This is a genomic window from Pseudomonas sp. NBRC 111131 (assembly GCF_001320525.1).
Lineage (GTDB): Bacteria > Pseudomonadota > Gammaproteobacteria > Pseudomonadales > Pseudomonadaceae > Aquipseudomonas > Aquipseudomonas ceruminis.
Map to the genome: position 1 here is coordinate 123,339 of NZ_BCBH01000002.1, position 14,474 is coordinate 137,812.

Sequence of the window (14,474 nt, forward strand, 5' to 3'; positions counted from 1 at the left end):
GATGCGTGCGCGGATCAGTTCTTGGCCTGGCTCAGCTTGCTGTACAGGTCGGCCGGGAACGGATTGCCGTTGGCCTCGAACTGGTGCTTGCGGTACTGGTACACCTCAGCTTCGGACAGGTAGCCATCGTGGTTGGTATCGATGGCATCGAACTCGGCATTGGCCCCCGGCGCCACGGCCAACAGCTCGGCACGGGAGACGCGGCCATCGTGATCGGTGTCGGTGCGGGCGAACGAGGCGTCGCCACACTTGCCTTCCCCGCACTTGCCTTCGGCCTGGGTGGCTTTGGCCTTGGCGCCACTACCACCGCACTTGCCCTCGCCACATTTACCTTCACCGGCCTTTTCGGCCGCCGCGAGCTGGTAGCCCTGAGGCATTGCTTCGACCGCAAACGCCGAGGAGGCCAGGTTGATACCACCGATCAGGGCAATGCTCAGCAGGCCAAGGCGGGTCTTGTTGGGGGTCGCGATACGGGTCATGGTGCTTCTCCAGATCAGGTGTGCGGCCGGGCCGCACGGTCATGCCTCAAGGGCGAAAGTGCCCGAACAACAGGCTGATGGGCTGTTCGTTCGGGCTGGCTCATTTGGCCTTAGGCATGTATCCGGGGCGTATCAAGCGGCAGAGGCATTTGTAAGCAAATCAGCCAGGCATGCGTCTCGATACAGAGTGATACATCAGCGACAACGAGGCATCGTTGTTCATCGGCGCGCGCGCAGCGAGCGGTCAGCCGCCCTGGCGGTTAGCGTTTGAGCAGCAAGATGAAGAACACCCCACCCAACGCTGCCGTTGCGATACCGATCGGCAGGTCTTCGGGTGCGATCAAGGTGCGGGCTGCCACATCCACCCAGACCAGGAAGACCGCACCCAACAACGCGCTCACAGGGAGCAGCCGCCGGTTCTGCGCACCGACCAGGGCACGTGCCATGTGCGGCACCATCAGGCCGACGAAACCAATGGCACCTGAGAGCGACACCAGCACACCGGTCAGCAGCGAGGTACAGATGAACACCTGCAGGCGCAAGCGCCGGCCACTGAAGCCCAGGCTTACAGCTGTCTGTTCACCGCTCATCAGTGCATTGAGCCCACGCCCCATCATCTGCAGGGCGATCAGCCCCAGCAGCACGCACAGCGCCGGCAGCCAGATTACCGGCCAACGTGCCGAACCCAGCCCGCCCAACATCCAGAACAGCACCGACGCGCTGGCATGCTGATCGCCGGTGTACAGCAGCAGGTTCACCAGGGCCATCAGCACGAACGAAACCGCGACCCCTGCCAGCAGCAAGCGGTCGCTTTCCAGGCGGCCATTGCGTCGAGCCACCAGGATCACCAGCACCATGCTGCCCGCCGCCCCCACAAATGCCGCCAGCGGCAGGCTGAACACACCGATGAACTCGCCCAGGTACAGCATCACCAGCACCGCGCCCAACGCCGCTCCGGAGCTGACACCCAGCAGATGCGGGTCGGCCAGTGGATTGCGCGTGACGGCCTGCAACGCGGTGCCCACCAAGGCAAGCCCGGCGCCCACCAATGCACCGAGCACCACGCGCGGTGCGCGTATCAGCCAGACAATGTGTGCCTGGCTGGTGGTCCACTCACCCGGTACGGCAAAGCCCAATTGCTGGCCAACGATCCCTGCCACGCTGGCCAGCGGCACCGATGCCGGGCCGAAAGCCAGGGCGATGATGCAGGACGCCAGCAACCCGAAAGCCAGCAGAACGATGAGCCACCGATACCCGGTGGCAGTGCGCACGCCGATCACCGCGCCGCGCCCTGGAACAGCGGGGGGTGCAGCGCCCCGGCGAGTTTTTCGATCGCCTGGGCATTTTCGACGGAAGGTGTGACCTGCAGGTAGCTCAGCACTATGAAGCGCTGGTCGCGAATCGCTGGCACGTCTTGCAGCGCGGGCTGATGCAGCAGGAAATCACGTTTTTCCTGCCAACTGCGCGGGCCATAGTCGACGATCAGAATCACTTCTGGGTCGCGTTCCACCACGCTTTCCCAGTTCACCTGGGTCCAGCTGGCGCCGACATCATCCATCACGTTACGGCCACCCGCGGCGTCGATCAGGGCCTGGGGCATGCCCAGCCGCCCAGACGTGGTTGGCCGGTCTTCGCCACTGTCATAGAGAAACACCCGGGGCCGGGCCTGCACCTGCGCCACCCTTCGCTGGACCTCAGCGATACGGCTACGCATCCGGGCAATCAGCGTGTCGGCGCGGGACGTCACGGAAAAGATCCGCCCAAGGTTGCCCAGGTCGCGGTAAACATCATCGAGGCTGGCACGTTGCTGAGCCATGACCCATGAACAGGACTCGCTCAGTTCATACACCGGGATGCCGAACGGCGCCAGCGCAGCGGGCGTGACCGGGCCGCCAACGTGCATGCCGTAGTTCCAGCCGGCGAAGAACAAGTCGGCATCGGCCGCCAGCAACGTTTCGACAGAGGCAGACCGACGCGCCAGTTGCGGTACACCGTCCAGTGCCTGGTCGATCCACAGGTCACGGTGCTTGTTGCGGGTGAAGCCGGTATAACCGGCGATGCGATCGCGCAGACCCAGGTGCAGCAACATGGCCGTCATGTTGACGTCGTGCACCACTACCCGCTGCGGGGGCTTGCTGAACGACACGTCGCGCTCGCAGCTGCGCACGCTCAAGGGGTAGTCACTGGGCATCGCGGGCAACGCCCACACGACTGCCAACAGACCGATCAGGGTACGAAAACTCATGGCCGGGTGATCCAGGTAATGCGTGGATAGGGATGCAGCGGATGTGGATCGACCAGCGCCTCGACGCCAAATACCTGCTTGAGCAGGCTGCTGGTTAGTACCTGCTGTGGCGTACCACTGGCGACGATGCGCCCCGCCTCGATGACGTACAGCCGGTCACAAAAGGCTGCCGCCAGGTTCAGGTCATGAAAGCTGGCCAGAATACTCAGGCCCAGGCTCCTCAGGTGCTGGAGCAACGCCAGCTGGTAGCGTGGGTCAAGGTGATTGGTGGGCTCATCGAGGATCAGCAGCTCAGGCGCCTGCACCAGCGCGCGGGCCAATAGAACACGCTGCTTCTCACCCCCGGACAGCGTGGCAAAGGTGCGCTCGTGGTGTTCGCCCAAGCCGACTTGCGCAAGCGCCTGCACCACCTGCCGGGCATCTTCGGCGCTGTCGCCATCGAACAGGCCCTTGTGGGGCGTGCGCCCCATGGCAACCACGTCGCCAACACTCAAGCCGAACTCGTCGGGAAACTCCTGAAGGACCACCGCGATACGTTGTGCGCACCAGCGCGCGTTGCGTTGCCAGAGATCATCAGGGCCCAGGCTGACCCGCCCTGCAGCCGGGGCATTGGCGCGGTAGGCGCAGCGCAGCAGGCTGGTCTTGCCACTGCCGTTCGGGCCTATCAGGCCGACGAACTCGCCTCTGCTCACCTGCAGGTCAACGCCTTGCAGGAGCCGCCGCGGCTCACGACCCCGCTCATGGAGCACCCAATCCAGGCCCTCGATGCTAAGGCTGGCCATGCGGCTCATTTCCAGGGCGCCAGGGGGCACGCAGCAGCGTATTGAACAGCGAGTAACGGGACATGTCGTTCCACTTGAACAGGAATGAAAGAATCCCGGAGGGAACAACGCATAGGCTCATCGCAGGCGCATTCACCGACGAAAACCAGCCTGCGCCCGCCCACCGCGGGTGTGACAAACAATGCGTCAGGCCGGTCTCCGGGCTCGCGAGGGTCATGAGGCATCCACCTTCCCATGCCGTGGCACAGTGGTCTTTCGGATGCTTCGCTCGCATACCGTTGCGGGGGCAGCGCCGGACTGATCATCGATCGATGACGAACCGGCTTCCCGTTTCACCCCTTGCTCGGCGGCAAGGGACACCTGAAACAGGGGCGCAGATGACCATCAAAATGCCGCGGCGTCAACCGCTCGGTATGCGTGGGATGCCCGCGAGCACCGCGCAGCACCTCCCGATCACAACCATGTCGACAGCGTGCTAGTGCAGGTCGCCAGGGTGCGGATTTTGCTTGCAGGCTTTGCGTAACGTGAGCACCAGCCACCGCCACGGCGGCCATGACACAACAACGATAACCATTGCCATGAAGGCCTCGAGGGAATAAGTCATGAAGCTATCGATCACAACGGCCGCGTGTGCCGCGCTGCTCACCTTCGCCAGCGGCACCTGGGCCGCAGAGCCGGCAGCCTGTCAGACAGTACGCATGGGCGCGGTGAACTGGACCGACGTGGTCGCCAGCAGCGCGGTGGCACAAGCCCTGCTGGACGGGTTGGGCTACAAGGTCAAGCAGACCAGCGCCTCACAGCAGATCATCCTCGCCGGCATGGCCGAGAAGCGCCTCGATGTGTTCCTTGGCTACTGGCAACCGACCATGCAGGCCGTGGCCCAGCCCTACCTGGACAAACAGCAGATCGAGGTCATCAGCCCCGCGACCTTGGGGGATGCGCAGTCTACCTACGCGGTGCCCGCCTACGCCTATGAGGGCGGCTTGAAAACCTTCGCCGACATTGCCCGCTTTCGCGACAAGCTCAACAACCGGATCTACCTGATCGAGCCGGGCAGCGGCGCCAATCGCATCACCGCGCAGATGATTGCCGACAACACGTTCGGCCTGCAGGGCTTCCAGGCGGTGGAGTCCAGCGAGGCAGGCATGCTCACCGCGGTGAAGCGCGCCATCAAGCGCGAGCAGTGGGTGGTATTCGCTGGCTGGAAGCCTCACCCGATGAACCTGCAGATCGACATGAAGTACCTCTCTGGCAGCGACGGCGTGTTCGGCCCGGACGAAGGTGCCGCCACGGTTTCCATCATGACCGCTGCCGGCTACCAGCAGCAGTGCACAAATGTCGCCACGCTGTTGCACAATCTGCGGTTCAACAGCCTGCAAGTGAGCCAGGTGATGGCGCCGATCCTCGAGCGCAAGCCGCCGCTGGACGCCGCACGAGCGTGGCTCAAGGCCCACCCCGAGCAGGTCAGCGCCTGGCTCGCCGGGGTGACCCGCTTCGACGGCCAGCCGGCCGATGCCGCGCAGCTGGCCCTAAAGTGACGCACTGCCCCCCTTCCTGCGTGGCCCGCCGCGCAGGGCATTCAGATGCCAGCAGCCAGGAAACCAACGTGAACCCCGAAGCCATGGTCACCTATCCACTGTCTGCCGGCATGGCAGCCTTCATCGAACACACCCGCGCGTTCAGTACGGCCGACCCGTCCCTGGATGCGCAGCGTGCGGCCTACGCGCGCATGGCGGCAGCGTTCACCCCGGCATGCCCACCAGCGCTTGAGGTCCGGGATCTGGCCCTGGCCGGGCTCACGCCACTGCGCCTGTTCTATCCTGCCCGCTCAGCACCGGCCAGCGGCTGGCCCGCGGTGCTGTTCCTGCACGGCGGCGGCTGGATGCTCGGAGGGTTGGATTCGCACCGTTTCTTCTGCGCCGAGCTGGCCGCGCACTTGGGCCTGCTGGTGGTGGCGGTGGATTATCGCCTCGCGCCGGAACACCCCTTCCCCGCGGCGCTGCAGGACAGCCTGGCCGCCTGGCGTGCAGTGCGCGACGGGGCGTTAGGCACACCCATCGACCGCACACGCCTGGCGGTGGTGGGCGACAGCGCCGGTGGTAACCTGGCTGCAGCGCTGTGCCTGGCATTGCGCGATGCTGGCGAGGCACAGCCACGGGTACAGGCGTTGATCTACCCGGCCCTGGGCAACGACACCACCGCTTCACGGCGCGACTGCGCCGATGCCCCGCTGCTGTCCACTCAGGACCTGCTGGCGTGCCTGGACGCCTATCTGCCTCAACCCGCCCAGCAGCGCGATCCACTGGCCCTGCCGCTGTATGCCGACCCGCTTGCCGGCCTGGCTCCGGCGTTCATCGGCGTCGCCGAGTTCGACCCGCTGCGCGATGACGGCCTGCACTACGCCCAACGGCTGCGCCACGCTGGCGTGCCGGTGGATTACTTCCCGGGCCAGGGGCTGGTCCATGGGTGCCTGCGGGCGCGAGCCTTGCCCGAGGTCGAGCGGCTGTACGCGGCGCTGTTCAAGTCGCTGGCACAGCGCCTGGCATAGGCTGATTGCCAAACCGTCGCGCTATACCCTGATCGGCGCCTTTTCGGGGGGCAGCTCAGCGATGGCGAATGCGTGCGCCGGTCGCGGGTCACGCCGTGGCGGTTTGCAGGAACATCTGCGCGGTCATGATGCAGCACTTTTCTGCCTTTTTCGCGCTGAAGGCCTTATGGTCCAAGGCCCACTCCAGCCAGAAGCCGTCGATCAGGGCAGTGATGGTCAAGGCCGCCGCCTTGGCATCGATCACCACGGCGCGCTCGGCGGCGATTTCCTTGAACACCCCCTCCACTTCCTTGCGGTAATCGCTGTAGAGCTTTTTGTTCAGCGCCCGCAGCTCGTCGGACGACACCGCCGCGCCCCAGAAGCCCAGCCAGGTGGTGAGGATGAATTCGTTGAAGATCTTGCCGCGAAAGGAGGAACGGATGATCGCCAACAGCCGGTCTTCGGCCGAGCCGCCCTTGGTCTCGATGAACTTGCGGGTTTCTTCGCGCAGTTGGTTGGTGAGCTCCTGATACGTCGAGAGCATCAGTTCATCCTTGCCGGAGAAGTGATGCCCGATCAGGCCAACCGAAATGCCGGCTTCTGCGCAAATCCGCTCTACCGTGCTGCCGGCATGGCCATAGCGCGTGATGCAGCGCATGGTCGCCTCGACGATCGCCTTGCGCCGCGCCTCGGGGTCGATACGCGTCCGACGTTTCTTGGTTTCAGGCGGGTGAGCGTCGCTATTCATACATCCATTCTCGAAAGCAGGTGAAGGGGCATTCAGAGGGCGGTCAACACCAGCACCAGCTGGGACGGTTTGCCAGCGCCCTGTTCGCGGTACAGCTTGGCCTTGAGCACCGCAGCGAGTGGCGGCGCCTCTGGGCGAGGCAGGCTGACCCGGTGCTCGACGATGCCCTGCGGCGCCTGGAGGATAGCGCTCAACAGCTGAGGGCCGTCGTCGAACAGGGTGTGCAGAGGGGTGCTCGCCAATTGCTCGATACCCTGGCCGGTAAGCCGGGTGAAGGCGTCGTTAACCATCAACCAACGGCCTTCCAGGTCGACGAAGGCCATGGCGTCATTGGCCAGTTCGAAGACCGCCCGCAACCGCTCTTCGCTCTCGCGCAGTGTTTGTTCGGCGATTTTGCGAGCGGTGGTGTCCATACTGATGCCGATCATTTTCAGCGCCCTGCCCTGGTCATCGAGCAACGGCGTCGCCCGCGACGAGATCCAGCGGATTTCACCGGTGCGGGTCTGCATGCGGAAATCGGTGTCACAGGGTTGGCCGGTGCGGATCGACTCATCGAACACCGCTTGCAGCGGCGTCACGTCCTGCGGCGGGATGTGGCTCCAGAAGTCTTCATTGTGCTTGACGGGCCAGCCGTAGACGCTCTCGACGTTGCTGGAGTAGGTCACCTCGTCGGTGAGCAGGTTCCACTCCCAGGTCACGATGCGAGCATTTTCCTGGGCCAGCTTCATGCGGGCCTCGCTCTCCATGATCTGCGCGGTGTGTTTGCGCCGCACATCGGTCATGGGCAGTGCTTGCGGCGCCTGGCCCTGCGCTTCCTGCTGGGCCTGTTCGCCATAACGCAACCAGATCCAGTTGACCCCCAACAGCGTGGCCAGTTTGCGCAGCAGCTCGAAATCGATTTCGCCTCCGCGCGTCCACTTGTGCACGGCGGTGCGCGACACCCCAAGGGTGTCGGCAACGCTTTGCAGTGTCAGCTTGCGAAGCTCCAGAAGCTCCTTGAGGCGAAACGCAAAACTGTCATCACTCATCTAACCGCTCGAACAATCCATGAAGAGCGGCCAATTTAGCAACTTATCGACATACAGCGCACTACTCTCTTCACACCCCGTTCTCCAGGCCGCGGTCCAGCAGCGGCACTTGGGTCAGTTCCGCCTGGATATCCTGCGAGCGGCACAGCCAGCCATAGACCAGCGCCGAAACAATCAGGCCGACGACCATGCTGATATCGGCGCCGTCCAGTTGCTGGGCGACGTAGCCGGTATAAAGCCCGGTGTTGGAGAACGGCAGCATGGCCACGAAGCCTGCGAAGTATGCCCCTATGCCGCGCAGGTTCCATTTGCCATAGATGCCGTTGGGTTTGAAGATCTCCTTGATGGAAAACTGACCGTGGCGGACCTTGTAGAAGTCGACCAGGTTGATGGCCGTCCACGGTGTGAACAGGTACAGGAGGATCGCCAGGAAGTCGCCGAAGTCCTTGACGAAGTTGTCCGAGGCGGTCATGGCGATCAAGATGGCGGTACCGCCGACGATCAGCATGGCCACTACCCGCTTGAGCAAGGTAGAGGTCTGGCTCTTGATCGTGTCGGCAATACTCAGCAGGGTAATCGACGCACCATAGAAGTTCTGCGCCGCGCTGGTCAGCAAGCTGAGCACCGCCAGGATCAACAGCACCTCACCAAAGCCACTGAACAGCAGATTACCCAGCATCACCAGCCCCTTGGCGAGATTTTGCCCTGGGCTCATGGCGGCCGCCAACGCGCCGATCAGCATCATCCACACACCGCCGATCATGGCGCCCAGGTAGGTCCACCAGAACGAGGAGCGCACGCTGACATTGGGCGGCAGGTAGCGCGAGTAGTCGGAGACATAGATCGCCCAGCTCAGCTGATAGGCCGCTGCCACGAAGAACTGCGCAAGGAACGGCGTGGCCTTGAACCCGGACACCGTCAACTGGTCAGCCGGCAGCTTGACGAACATGAACAGCCCGACGGTGAACACCAGCATCACCCCGATCAACACGAACGCCAGCACCCGCTGAACCTTGTGGAAGGTATTGTAGCCAGCGATGGCCATGATGATCGCAAGCAGGGAGAATGCGATCGCCGAGCCGCTTTCAGGCGCGTTGAACAGTTCATGCAGGGTCTGCCCCACCAATACCTGGTTGAACGCGTTGTAACCGACGTAGGTGGCGATGGCAACGACGTACACCAGCAAGGCGCCGAGGTAGCCGAACTGGGGCCTGGACTGGATCAGCTGCGGCAGCCCCATTTGCGGCCCCTGGGTGGAATGCCCGGCCATGAACAACGTGCCGAATGCACAGCCCAGAAAGATCGCGACGGCGGACCAGAACAGGTTGGCGCCCATGCCGACACCGATGATACCGACCGCCAGGGTGGTCAGGTGCGCCTCACCACAGAACCAGATTGGCCACAGGTGCCAAGCCTTGCCATGCCGCTCAGCCAGCGGCACGTAGTCGATGGAGCGGGTTTCAAGATTGATGCGCCCTTTGGACGCGGAGTCACGGGGAGATGACATGGTCATTGCACCTTTTTTTATTGGTTTAGGTAGCACGTTGCAAAGGCAGAGGGATCAACGGTCAATCACGGGCACGGTCGATGGCTTGAGTGAGCAAGGCCTCCAGTTGTTCAAGCGAGCTGTCGCAGGGGTTAGTGGCGCGCGCCGGGTCTGCCAAGGCTTTGCGCGCGATGACTGGCACGTCCACGTGCTGTACGCCCAGGGCCGAAAGGGATTTGGGAATGTCGAGGCTATCGAGCTTCTGGCATATGGCGGCATAGAAGGTTTCGAAACCGCTGTCAGGCAGGTCCAGCGCTTGCGACACAGGCTTCAGGCGCGCGCTGATGGCCTGCTGATTGAAGCGCAAGACCACCGGCAGGATGATCGCGTTGGTCAGGCCATGGTGGGTGTTGTAGGTGGCGCCGACCATGTGGCTCAGCGCATGCACCAACCCCAGCCCCTTGAGGAAGGCTACGCCAGCCAGGCACGAGCCGATCAGCATCTTGCCACGGGCCTCGAGGTTGCGGCCGTCATGCACGGCGGTGTCGATGGCGTTCCACAGCAGGTCCAGCGCTTGTAGCGCCGCGCCATCGCTCAGCGGGTTGAAGCTGGGCACGAAGTACGCTTCCAGGGCATGGATGATCGCATCGAAGCCGGTCCAGGCAGTCAGGTTGGCCGGCAGGCTCTGGGTCAGTTCAGGGTCGAGAATGACCGCTGCGGGACGGGCGTGAGGGTGCCAGACGCAACCTTTGATGCCACGGCGGGTGTCGGTCACCATGGCGGTGCTTTCGGTTTCGGCACCTGTGCCCGCAGTGGTCGGGATGCTGATCACCGGCGGGAAGTCGGCCGCCACGAAACCTGCAGGCACAGGTTTGTCGAAGTCGAATGCCCACACGTTGCAGCGTTGCTGGCGAGCGATCAGGGCAATCGCCTTGGCGCCGTCCAGCCCGCTGCCGCCGCCCAGGGCGATCACGCCATCGGCTTCCCAGGCGCGATACGCTTGGGCCCCTTCGAGCACCGAGGTGTCGGTGGGGTTGGGTTCGATGCCACCGAACAACCCACAGGCCAAACCGGCGGCGTTCAGGTTTTGCTGCAGTTCTGCCACGAATGGCAGGTTGAGCGAGCCTTGGTCGGTAACGATGAATGGCCGCTGGATGTTGAAACGCCGGCACAGTTCGACCAACTTGGCGCGCGCGCCCGGGCCGTATTCAATGGGCAGTGGCACAGTCCACTGTTGGGGGTTCAAGGCTGAAAGCGTGTTTTCCACAGGGGCCACCTCAATTGCAACGAATAATGGTTGATTTCAACTCGGTGTACTTGCTCAGTGCATGGGCGGAGTTGTCCCGACCGTTGCCGGACTCCTTGTAGCCACCGAAGGGGAAGTTCATGTCCACCAGCTCGTCGTAGCAATTGACCCAGACCGTCCCGGCACGCAGTTGGCGGGTGGCACGGTGAACGGTGCCGATGTCGCTGGACCACACAGCGGCGGCCAGGCCGTATTCGGTCTGGTTGGCGATCGCGATGGCTTCGTCCAGGGTGTCGAACGGCACGATCACCAGCACCGGGCCGAAGATCTCTTCATTGGCGATACGCACATTCGCATCCTCGGCCAGGAAGATGGTGGGCTCCAGGTAGAACCCGCCCGGGACCACCGTGGCGGGTTGGCCGCCGCACAGCAGTTGCGCCTGCTGCTTGCCCAGGTCGATATAACTGCAGACGCGCTCGAATTGCGCGGCATCGATAATGGCGCCGTTCACCGTGGCAGGGTCCAGCGGGTGGCCGGGTCGATAACCTCGGGTTACCTCCAGCAACTGCTCGATCAGGGCGTCGGCAATCGGGCGCTGTACCAGCAGGCGTGAACCCGCGCTGCACACCTGGCCCATGTTGAGAAAGATGGCCGCGGCAGCCGAGCGGGCGGCCTGCGCGATGTCCGGGCAGTCTGCCATGACGATGTTGGCCGACTTGCCGCCCAGCTCCAGCCAGACGCGCTTGAGGTTGGAAGCGGCGGCGTTCTTGGCGATCTCGCGCCCTACTTTGCCGGACCCGGTAAAGGCGATGCAGTCGACCTCAGGGTGCAGGCTCAGCGCACGGCCAGTCTCGCCATCACCCGGGATCACATTGAACACGCCGGCAGGGATGCCCGCCTGCAAGGCCAGGCCCGCGATACGCAAGGCGGTCAGTGGCGACTTTTCGGACGGTTTGAGCACCACGCTGTTGCCAGTCGCCAAGGCGGGGGCAAACTTCCAGGCAGCCATCAACAAGGGGTAGTTCCACGGCACGACGGCGGCGACAACGCCCAGGGCCTGATGGGTAACGGTGCCAAAAAAGGCAGGGTCGGTGGCCGGCACTTCACCGTGCACCTTGTCGATCAGTTCAGCAAACCAGCGCAGACAGTAGACGGTACCTGGCAGGTCACCTGCCGTGGTGTCGCCGATCGGCTTGCCACTGTCCAGCGACTCAAGCAACGCCAGTTCCTGGGAATGGGCTTCAAGCAGCTCAGCCCACCGCAGCAGTATGGCCTTGCGCGCCTGGGCGGAGAGGCCCGACCAGACACCCGCTGCAAAAGCCTCTCGAGCAGCCTGCACCGCCCGGTCTACATCGGCACTTGCACACTGCGCAACGGCGGCCAGTGGCCGGCCATCAATTGGGCTGTATGAACCGAACGTAGCACCGTTGGCGGCGTCGACGTAAGCGCCGTCGATAAACGCTCGCCCCTCGATCTGTAAGGTTTCACGTTTATCAAGCCAATAGGCCTGGCCTTGGGAGTGGAGCACTGCATCACCTCGTTTATTGTTTTTCAGGCTGAGGTGATGCTAGCCACTAATGAAAATTCATTCAATAGAAATATTGCTCTTACTGAATTTTTATTCAATAAAAAAGCCAGCAAATGCTGGCTTTTCACGGCAGCAGAGCGTCAACCGAAACGCCCCACCAGATGGCTTGTGTGCCAATTCGCGTGTCAGAGGTCCAATACCAGGGCGCTCCCTTTGGCGCGGGAAACGCAGATCAGCAGGCTCTTTTGCGCCGCTTTTTCCTCTTCGCTGTAATACTGGTCCCGGTGGTCGGCTTCACCCTCAAGAATGAACGTTTCACAGGTACCACACACCCCTTCCCGGCACAGGCATTCGACCGTGGCCGCCTGGGCATTTTCAATCGCCTGGAGGATGCTCATACCCTCCTCCACCACCAGCTGACGACCGGATTTTGCCAGGGTCACGGTGAAGGCTCCGCCCTCGGGCGCGGCACTGGAAAACTGCTCCCAATGTACCCGTTCCGGCGCAATCCCCAGCGCCTGGGCACTGGCGATAACCGCATCGATCAGGGGCCGTGGGCCGCACACATAAGCGTGAGCGCCATCCTGCAGGCCACCGAGCAGTGCATTGAGGTCCAGCGAAGTGCCCGCGCTGTCGATGTAAAACCGGGTGTGGGCAGCGAAGGCCTCCTGGCGCAGTGTGTCCTGGAAGGCGCCGTGCTCGGGGGCCCTAAAGGCATAATGCAGCTCATACGCCGCGCCCTGGGCCTGCAACTCGTAGAGTTGCGACAGGAACGGTGTGATACCGATCCCGCCGGCAATCAACACATGCCGCTGCGCCGCGGCATCCAGTGCGAACAAATTGTTGGGGTGGGAAATCATCAGCCGGGACCCGACCTGCACCTGCTGATGCATGAATGCCGAGCCGCCCTTGGACTGCTCCTCCAGGCGCACGCCAATCTGGTAGTGGCGTGTGTCGAACGGGTCGCTCATCAACGAATACGCGTTGCTGTACTGACGGCCGTCCTCGCCCTGCATCTGCACCAGAATGTGGCTGCCCCCGGTAAATGCCGGCAACGGTTCACCGTCCTCGCGGGCCAGGGTGAACCGTTTGATCAGCGGGGTAGCCTGCTCGACACCGACGACGGTGACAGGCAGAAACTCGTATTTATTGGCCATCACTCACCTCATCCTGCAGGCTGCGGGCAATCAGTTGGTGGAAATGGGCAATGCCGTGCTCGCTCAAGCCGGTACGGCCGCGGTCGGTCATGATCCGGCCTTGCCCGCGATAGCCACGGGACTTCAGCCCCAGTTGCACGCTTTACACAAGGCGCAGGTCTTCGGGGCGGAACACATCCCGGTACCACTCGATCAGGGCGTGTTGCTCGGGGGTGATGTCCTTGTTCAGGAAATAGATGTCGTAGTGCTGGAGCGTAGTGTTGGCGTCCACCGGAAACTCGTAGATCACGGTCATGAAGTTGCCGCCTGGCGGCATGTTGAACATGCTGCAAGGCCATACCCAGTAGCCCGCGTACTTGGCCCCGCCGCTGGCCTCGTCGAACTTGAACGAGCGCTCGGACGACTTGGCCTTGCCGAACTGCAAGGTCCAGTTGCCATGCAGCGTGTGGCCATACTGGCTCACATCGACCGAGTCGGAGAAGCCGGGGTGTGCAGGTGCGCAGTGGTAGCACTCCTGATAATTGTCGACGATGGATTTCCAGTTGGCGCTGGTGTGGCTGACGAAGCGCGCCGCCAGGTGCAGGTCGTCAATCACCGGGCACGCTTCACGCATGCTGGCTTCAAGGCCTGGCAACTGCGCCTCGACGCAGTCCGCTTGCGGGTCCATGTTGATGAAGATGAAGCCTGCGTATTCCTCCACACGCAGTTGCACCAAACTGGCGTTTTCCTTATCGAAATTCACCACGTTTTCGCAATTGCGCGCGTGCGCCAGTTCCCCGTCGAGCTTGAACGCCCAGGCGTGGTAGGGGCAGGTGATCACATTCTTGGCTTTGCCGCTGCCACTCAACAGTTGATGGCCGCGGTGGGGGCAGACGTTGTAGAACGCCCGCAACACGTCATCGCGCCCTCGCACCACGATGATGCTCTCACCCGTGATTTCCCGGGTGATGTACGCATTGCTCTGGGCCACTTCGCTTCGGTGGGCAACGCAGATCCAGGCCTTGGCGAAAATCGCTTCCCTTTCCACGTCGAACACCGCGCTGCGGGTGTAATACGACGCAGGCAGTGTGTAGGCCTCGTCCAGGTTCTGACAGAAATCGGCAGGCAGCTTCACGATGGCGTCCACGGCACATCCTCTTGTTGATTGTTATTTGTTAACTGCTGGTTTACCGAAAACCATCAGTTAACAAATCATCGCGAATTTTCCAACACAAAGCAATCCGCTTGGTGGGGGAAACAAAGGAAAAT

The 14,474-nt window shown here is 62.8% G+C and carries 13 protein-coding genes and 1 riboswitch; of the genes, 2 read left to right on the top strand and 11 right to left on the bottom strand.

The features are described 5' to 3' along the window. Window positions 1-14: 14 nt before the first annotated feature. From APH34_RS02665 to APH34_RS02680, 4 genes are all read right to left on the bottom strand, one after another. On the bottom strand, window positions 15-479 hold the full coding sequence (locus APH34_RS02665) for an EF-hand domain-containing protein (RefSeq protein WP_054899626.1): 465 nt from the start codon (window positions 477-479) through the stop codon (window positions 15-17). Window positions 480-739: 260 nt separating this feature from the next. After that, window positions 740-1,756 carry an iron ABC transporter permease gene (locus tag APH34_RS02670; RefSeq protein WP_082422719.1) on the bottom strand — a complete coding sequence of 339 codons (1,017 nt, stop codon included), beginning with the start codon at window positions 1,754-1,756 and terminating at the stop codon, window positions 740-742. Then, window positions 1,756-2,724, bottom strand: a complete 969-nt coding sequence (locus APH34_RS02675) for an ABC transporter substrate-binding protein (RefSeq protein WP_054899627.1) — start codon at window positions 2,722-2,724, stop codon at window positions 1,756-1,758. Before APH34_RS02675 ends, APH34_RS02670 begins: the two co-directional genes overlap by 1 nt. After that, a complete protein-coding gene (locus APH34_RS02680) occupies window positions 2,721-3,506 on the bottom strand; it encodes an ABC transporter ATP-binding protein (RefSeq protein ID WP_054899628.1) in 786 nt (261 codons plus the stop codon). The genes APH34_RS02675 and APH34_RS02680 overlap by 4 nt, the downstream gene beginning before the upstream one ends. A 171-nt stretch (window positions 3,507-3,677) precedes the next feature. Next, window positions 3,678-3,885: riboswitch (cobalamin riboswitch) on the bottom strand. Between the two features lie 223 nt (window positions 3,886-4,108). Here APH34_RS02680 and choX point away from each other — a divergent pair. After that, window positions 4,109-5,044 (top strand): choline ABC transporter substrate-binding protein, encoded by a 936-nt coding sequence (choX, locus tag APH34_RS02685; RefSeq protein WP_054899629.1) that lies wholly within the window; start codon window positions 4,109-4,111, stop codon window positions 5,042-5,044. A 110-nt stretch (window positions 5,045-5,154) separates the two neighbouring features. Further along, complete coding sequence (locus APH34_RS02690; protein ID WP_082422721.1) at window positions 5,155-6,054, top strand: alpha/beta hydrolase; 900 nt, start codon at window positions 5,155-5,157, stop codon at window positions 6,052-6,054. A gap of 88 nt (window positions 6,055-6,142) precedes the next feature. On the opposite strand, the gene betI is transcribed toward APH34_RS02690, so the two are convergent. The 7 genes from betI to APH34_RS02725 all read right to left on the bottom strand — a co-directional run bounded on the left by betI (window position 6,143) and on the right by APH34_RS02725 (window position 14,352). Further along, on the bottom strand, window positions 6,143-6,781 hold the full coding sequence (gene betI / locus APH34_RS02695; protein WP_054899630.1) for a transcriptional regulator BetI: 639 nt from the start codon (window positions 6,779-6,781) through the stop codon (window positions 6,143-6,145). Window positions 6,782-6,813: 32 nt separating this feature from the next. Further along, the gene (locus tag APH34_RS02700; RefSeq protein ID WP_054899631.1) at window positions 6,814-7,809 is read right to left on the bottom strand and encodes a PAS domain S-box protein; all 996 of its coding nucleotides are present in this window, start codon (window positions 7,807-7,809) and stop codon (window positions 6,814-6,816) included. 70 nt (window positions 7,810-7,879) lie between these two features. Continuing rightward, the gene (locus tag APH34_RS02705) at window positions 7,880-9,316 is read right to left on the bottom strand and encodes a cytosine permease (protein ID WP_082422708.1); all 1,437 of its coding nucleotides are present in this window, start codon (window positions 9,314-9,316) and stop codon (window positions 7,880-7,882) included. Window positions 9,317-9,377: 61 nt separating this feature from the next. Then, entirely contained in the window at window positions 9,378-10,562 is a 1,185-nt protein-coding gene (locus tag APH34_RS02710) for an iron-containing alcohol dehydrogenase (protein WP_054899633.1), read from the bottom strand. A gap of 10 nt (window positions 10,563-10,572) precedes the next feature. Then, window positions 10,573-12,069 (bottom strand): aldehyde dehydrogenase, encoded by a 1,497-nt coding sequence (locus APH34_RS02715; RefSeq protein WP_054899634.1) that lies wholly within the window; start codon window positions 12,067-12,069, stop codon window positions 10,573-10,575. 185 nt (window positions 12,070-12,254) lie between these two features. Further along, window positions 12,255-13,226, bottom strand: a complete 972-nt coding sequence (locus APH34_RS02720; RefSeq protein ID WP_054899635.1) for a PDR/VanB family oxidoreductase — start codon at window positions 13,224-13,226, stop codon at window positions 12,255-12,257. A gap of 142 nt (window positions 13,227-13,368) precedes the next feature. Next, window positions 13,369-14,352, bottom strand: coding sequence for an aromatic ring-hydroxylating dioxygenase subunit alpha (locus APH34_RS02725; protein WP_305728913.1), 984 nt, complete (start codon window positions 14,350-14,352; stop codon window positions 13,369-13,371). Window positions 14,353-14,474: the final 122 nt, after the last annotated feature.

Coding starts and splice junctions, on each gene's coding strand:
- betI (WP_054899630.1), bottom strand. CDS start 6,781: ATGAATAGCGACGCTCACCCGCCTGAAACCAAGAAACGTCGGACGCGT.
- APH34_RS02680 (WP_054899628.1), bottom strand. CDS start 3,506: ATGGCCAGCCTTAGCATCGAGGGCCTGGATTGGGTGCTCCATGAGCGG.
- APH34_RS02665 (WP_054899626.1), bottom strand. CDS start 479: ATGACCCGTATCGCGACCCCCAACAAGACCCGCCTTGGCCTGCTGAGC.
- choX (WP_054899629.1), top strand. CDS start 4,109: ATGAAGCTATCGATCACAACGGCCGCGTGTGCCGCGCTGCTCACCTTC.
- APH34_RS02675 (WP_054899627.1), bottom strand. CDS start 2,724: ATGAGTTTTCGTACCCTGATCGGTCTGTTGGCAGTCGTGTGGGCGTTG.
- APH34_RS02705 (WP_082422708.1), bottom strand. CDS start 9,316: ATGTCATCTCCCCGTGACTCCGCGTCCAAAGGGCGCATCAATCTTGAA.
- APH34_RS02720 (WP_054899635.1), bottom strand. CDS start 13,226: ATGGCCAATAAATACGAGTTTCTGCCTGTCACCGTCGTCGGTGTCGAG.
- APH34_RS02700 (WP_054899631.1), bottom strand. CDS start 7,809: ATGAGTGATGACAGTTTTGCGTTTCGCCTCAAGGAGCTTCTGGAGCTT.
- APH34_RS02690 (WP_082422721.1), top strand. CDS start 5,155: ATGGCAGCCTTCATCGAACACACCCGCGCGTTCAGTACGGCCGACCCG.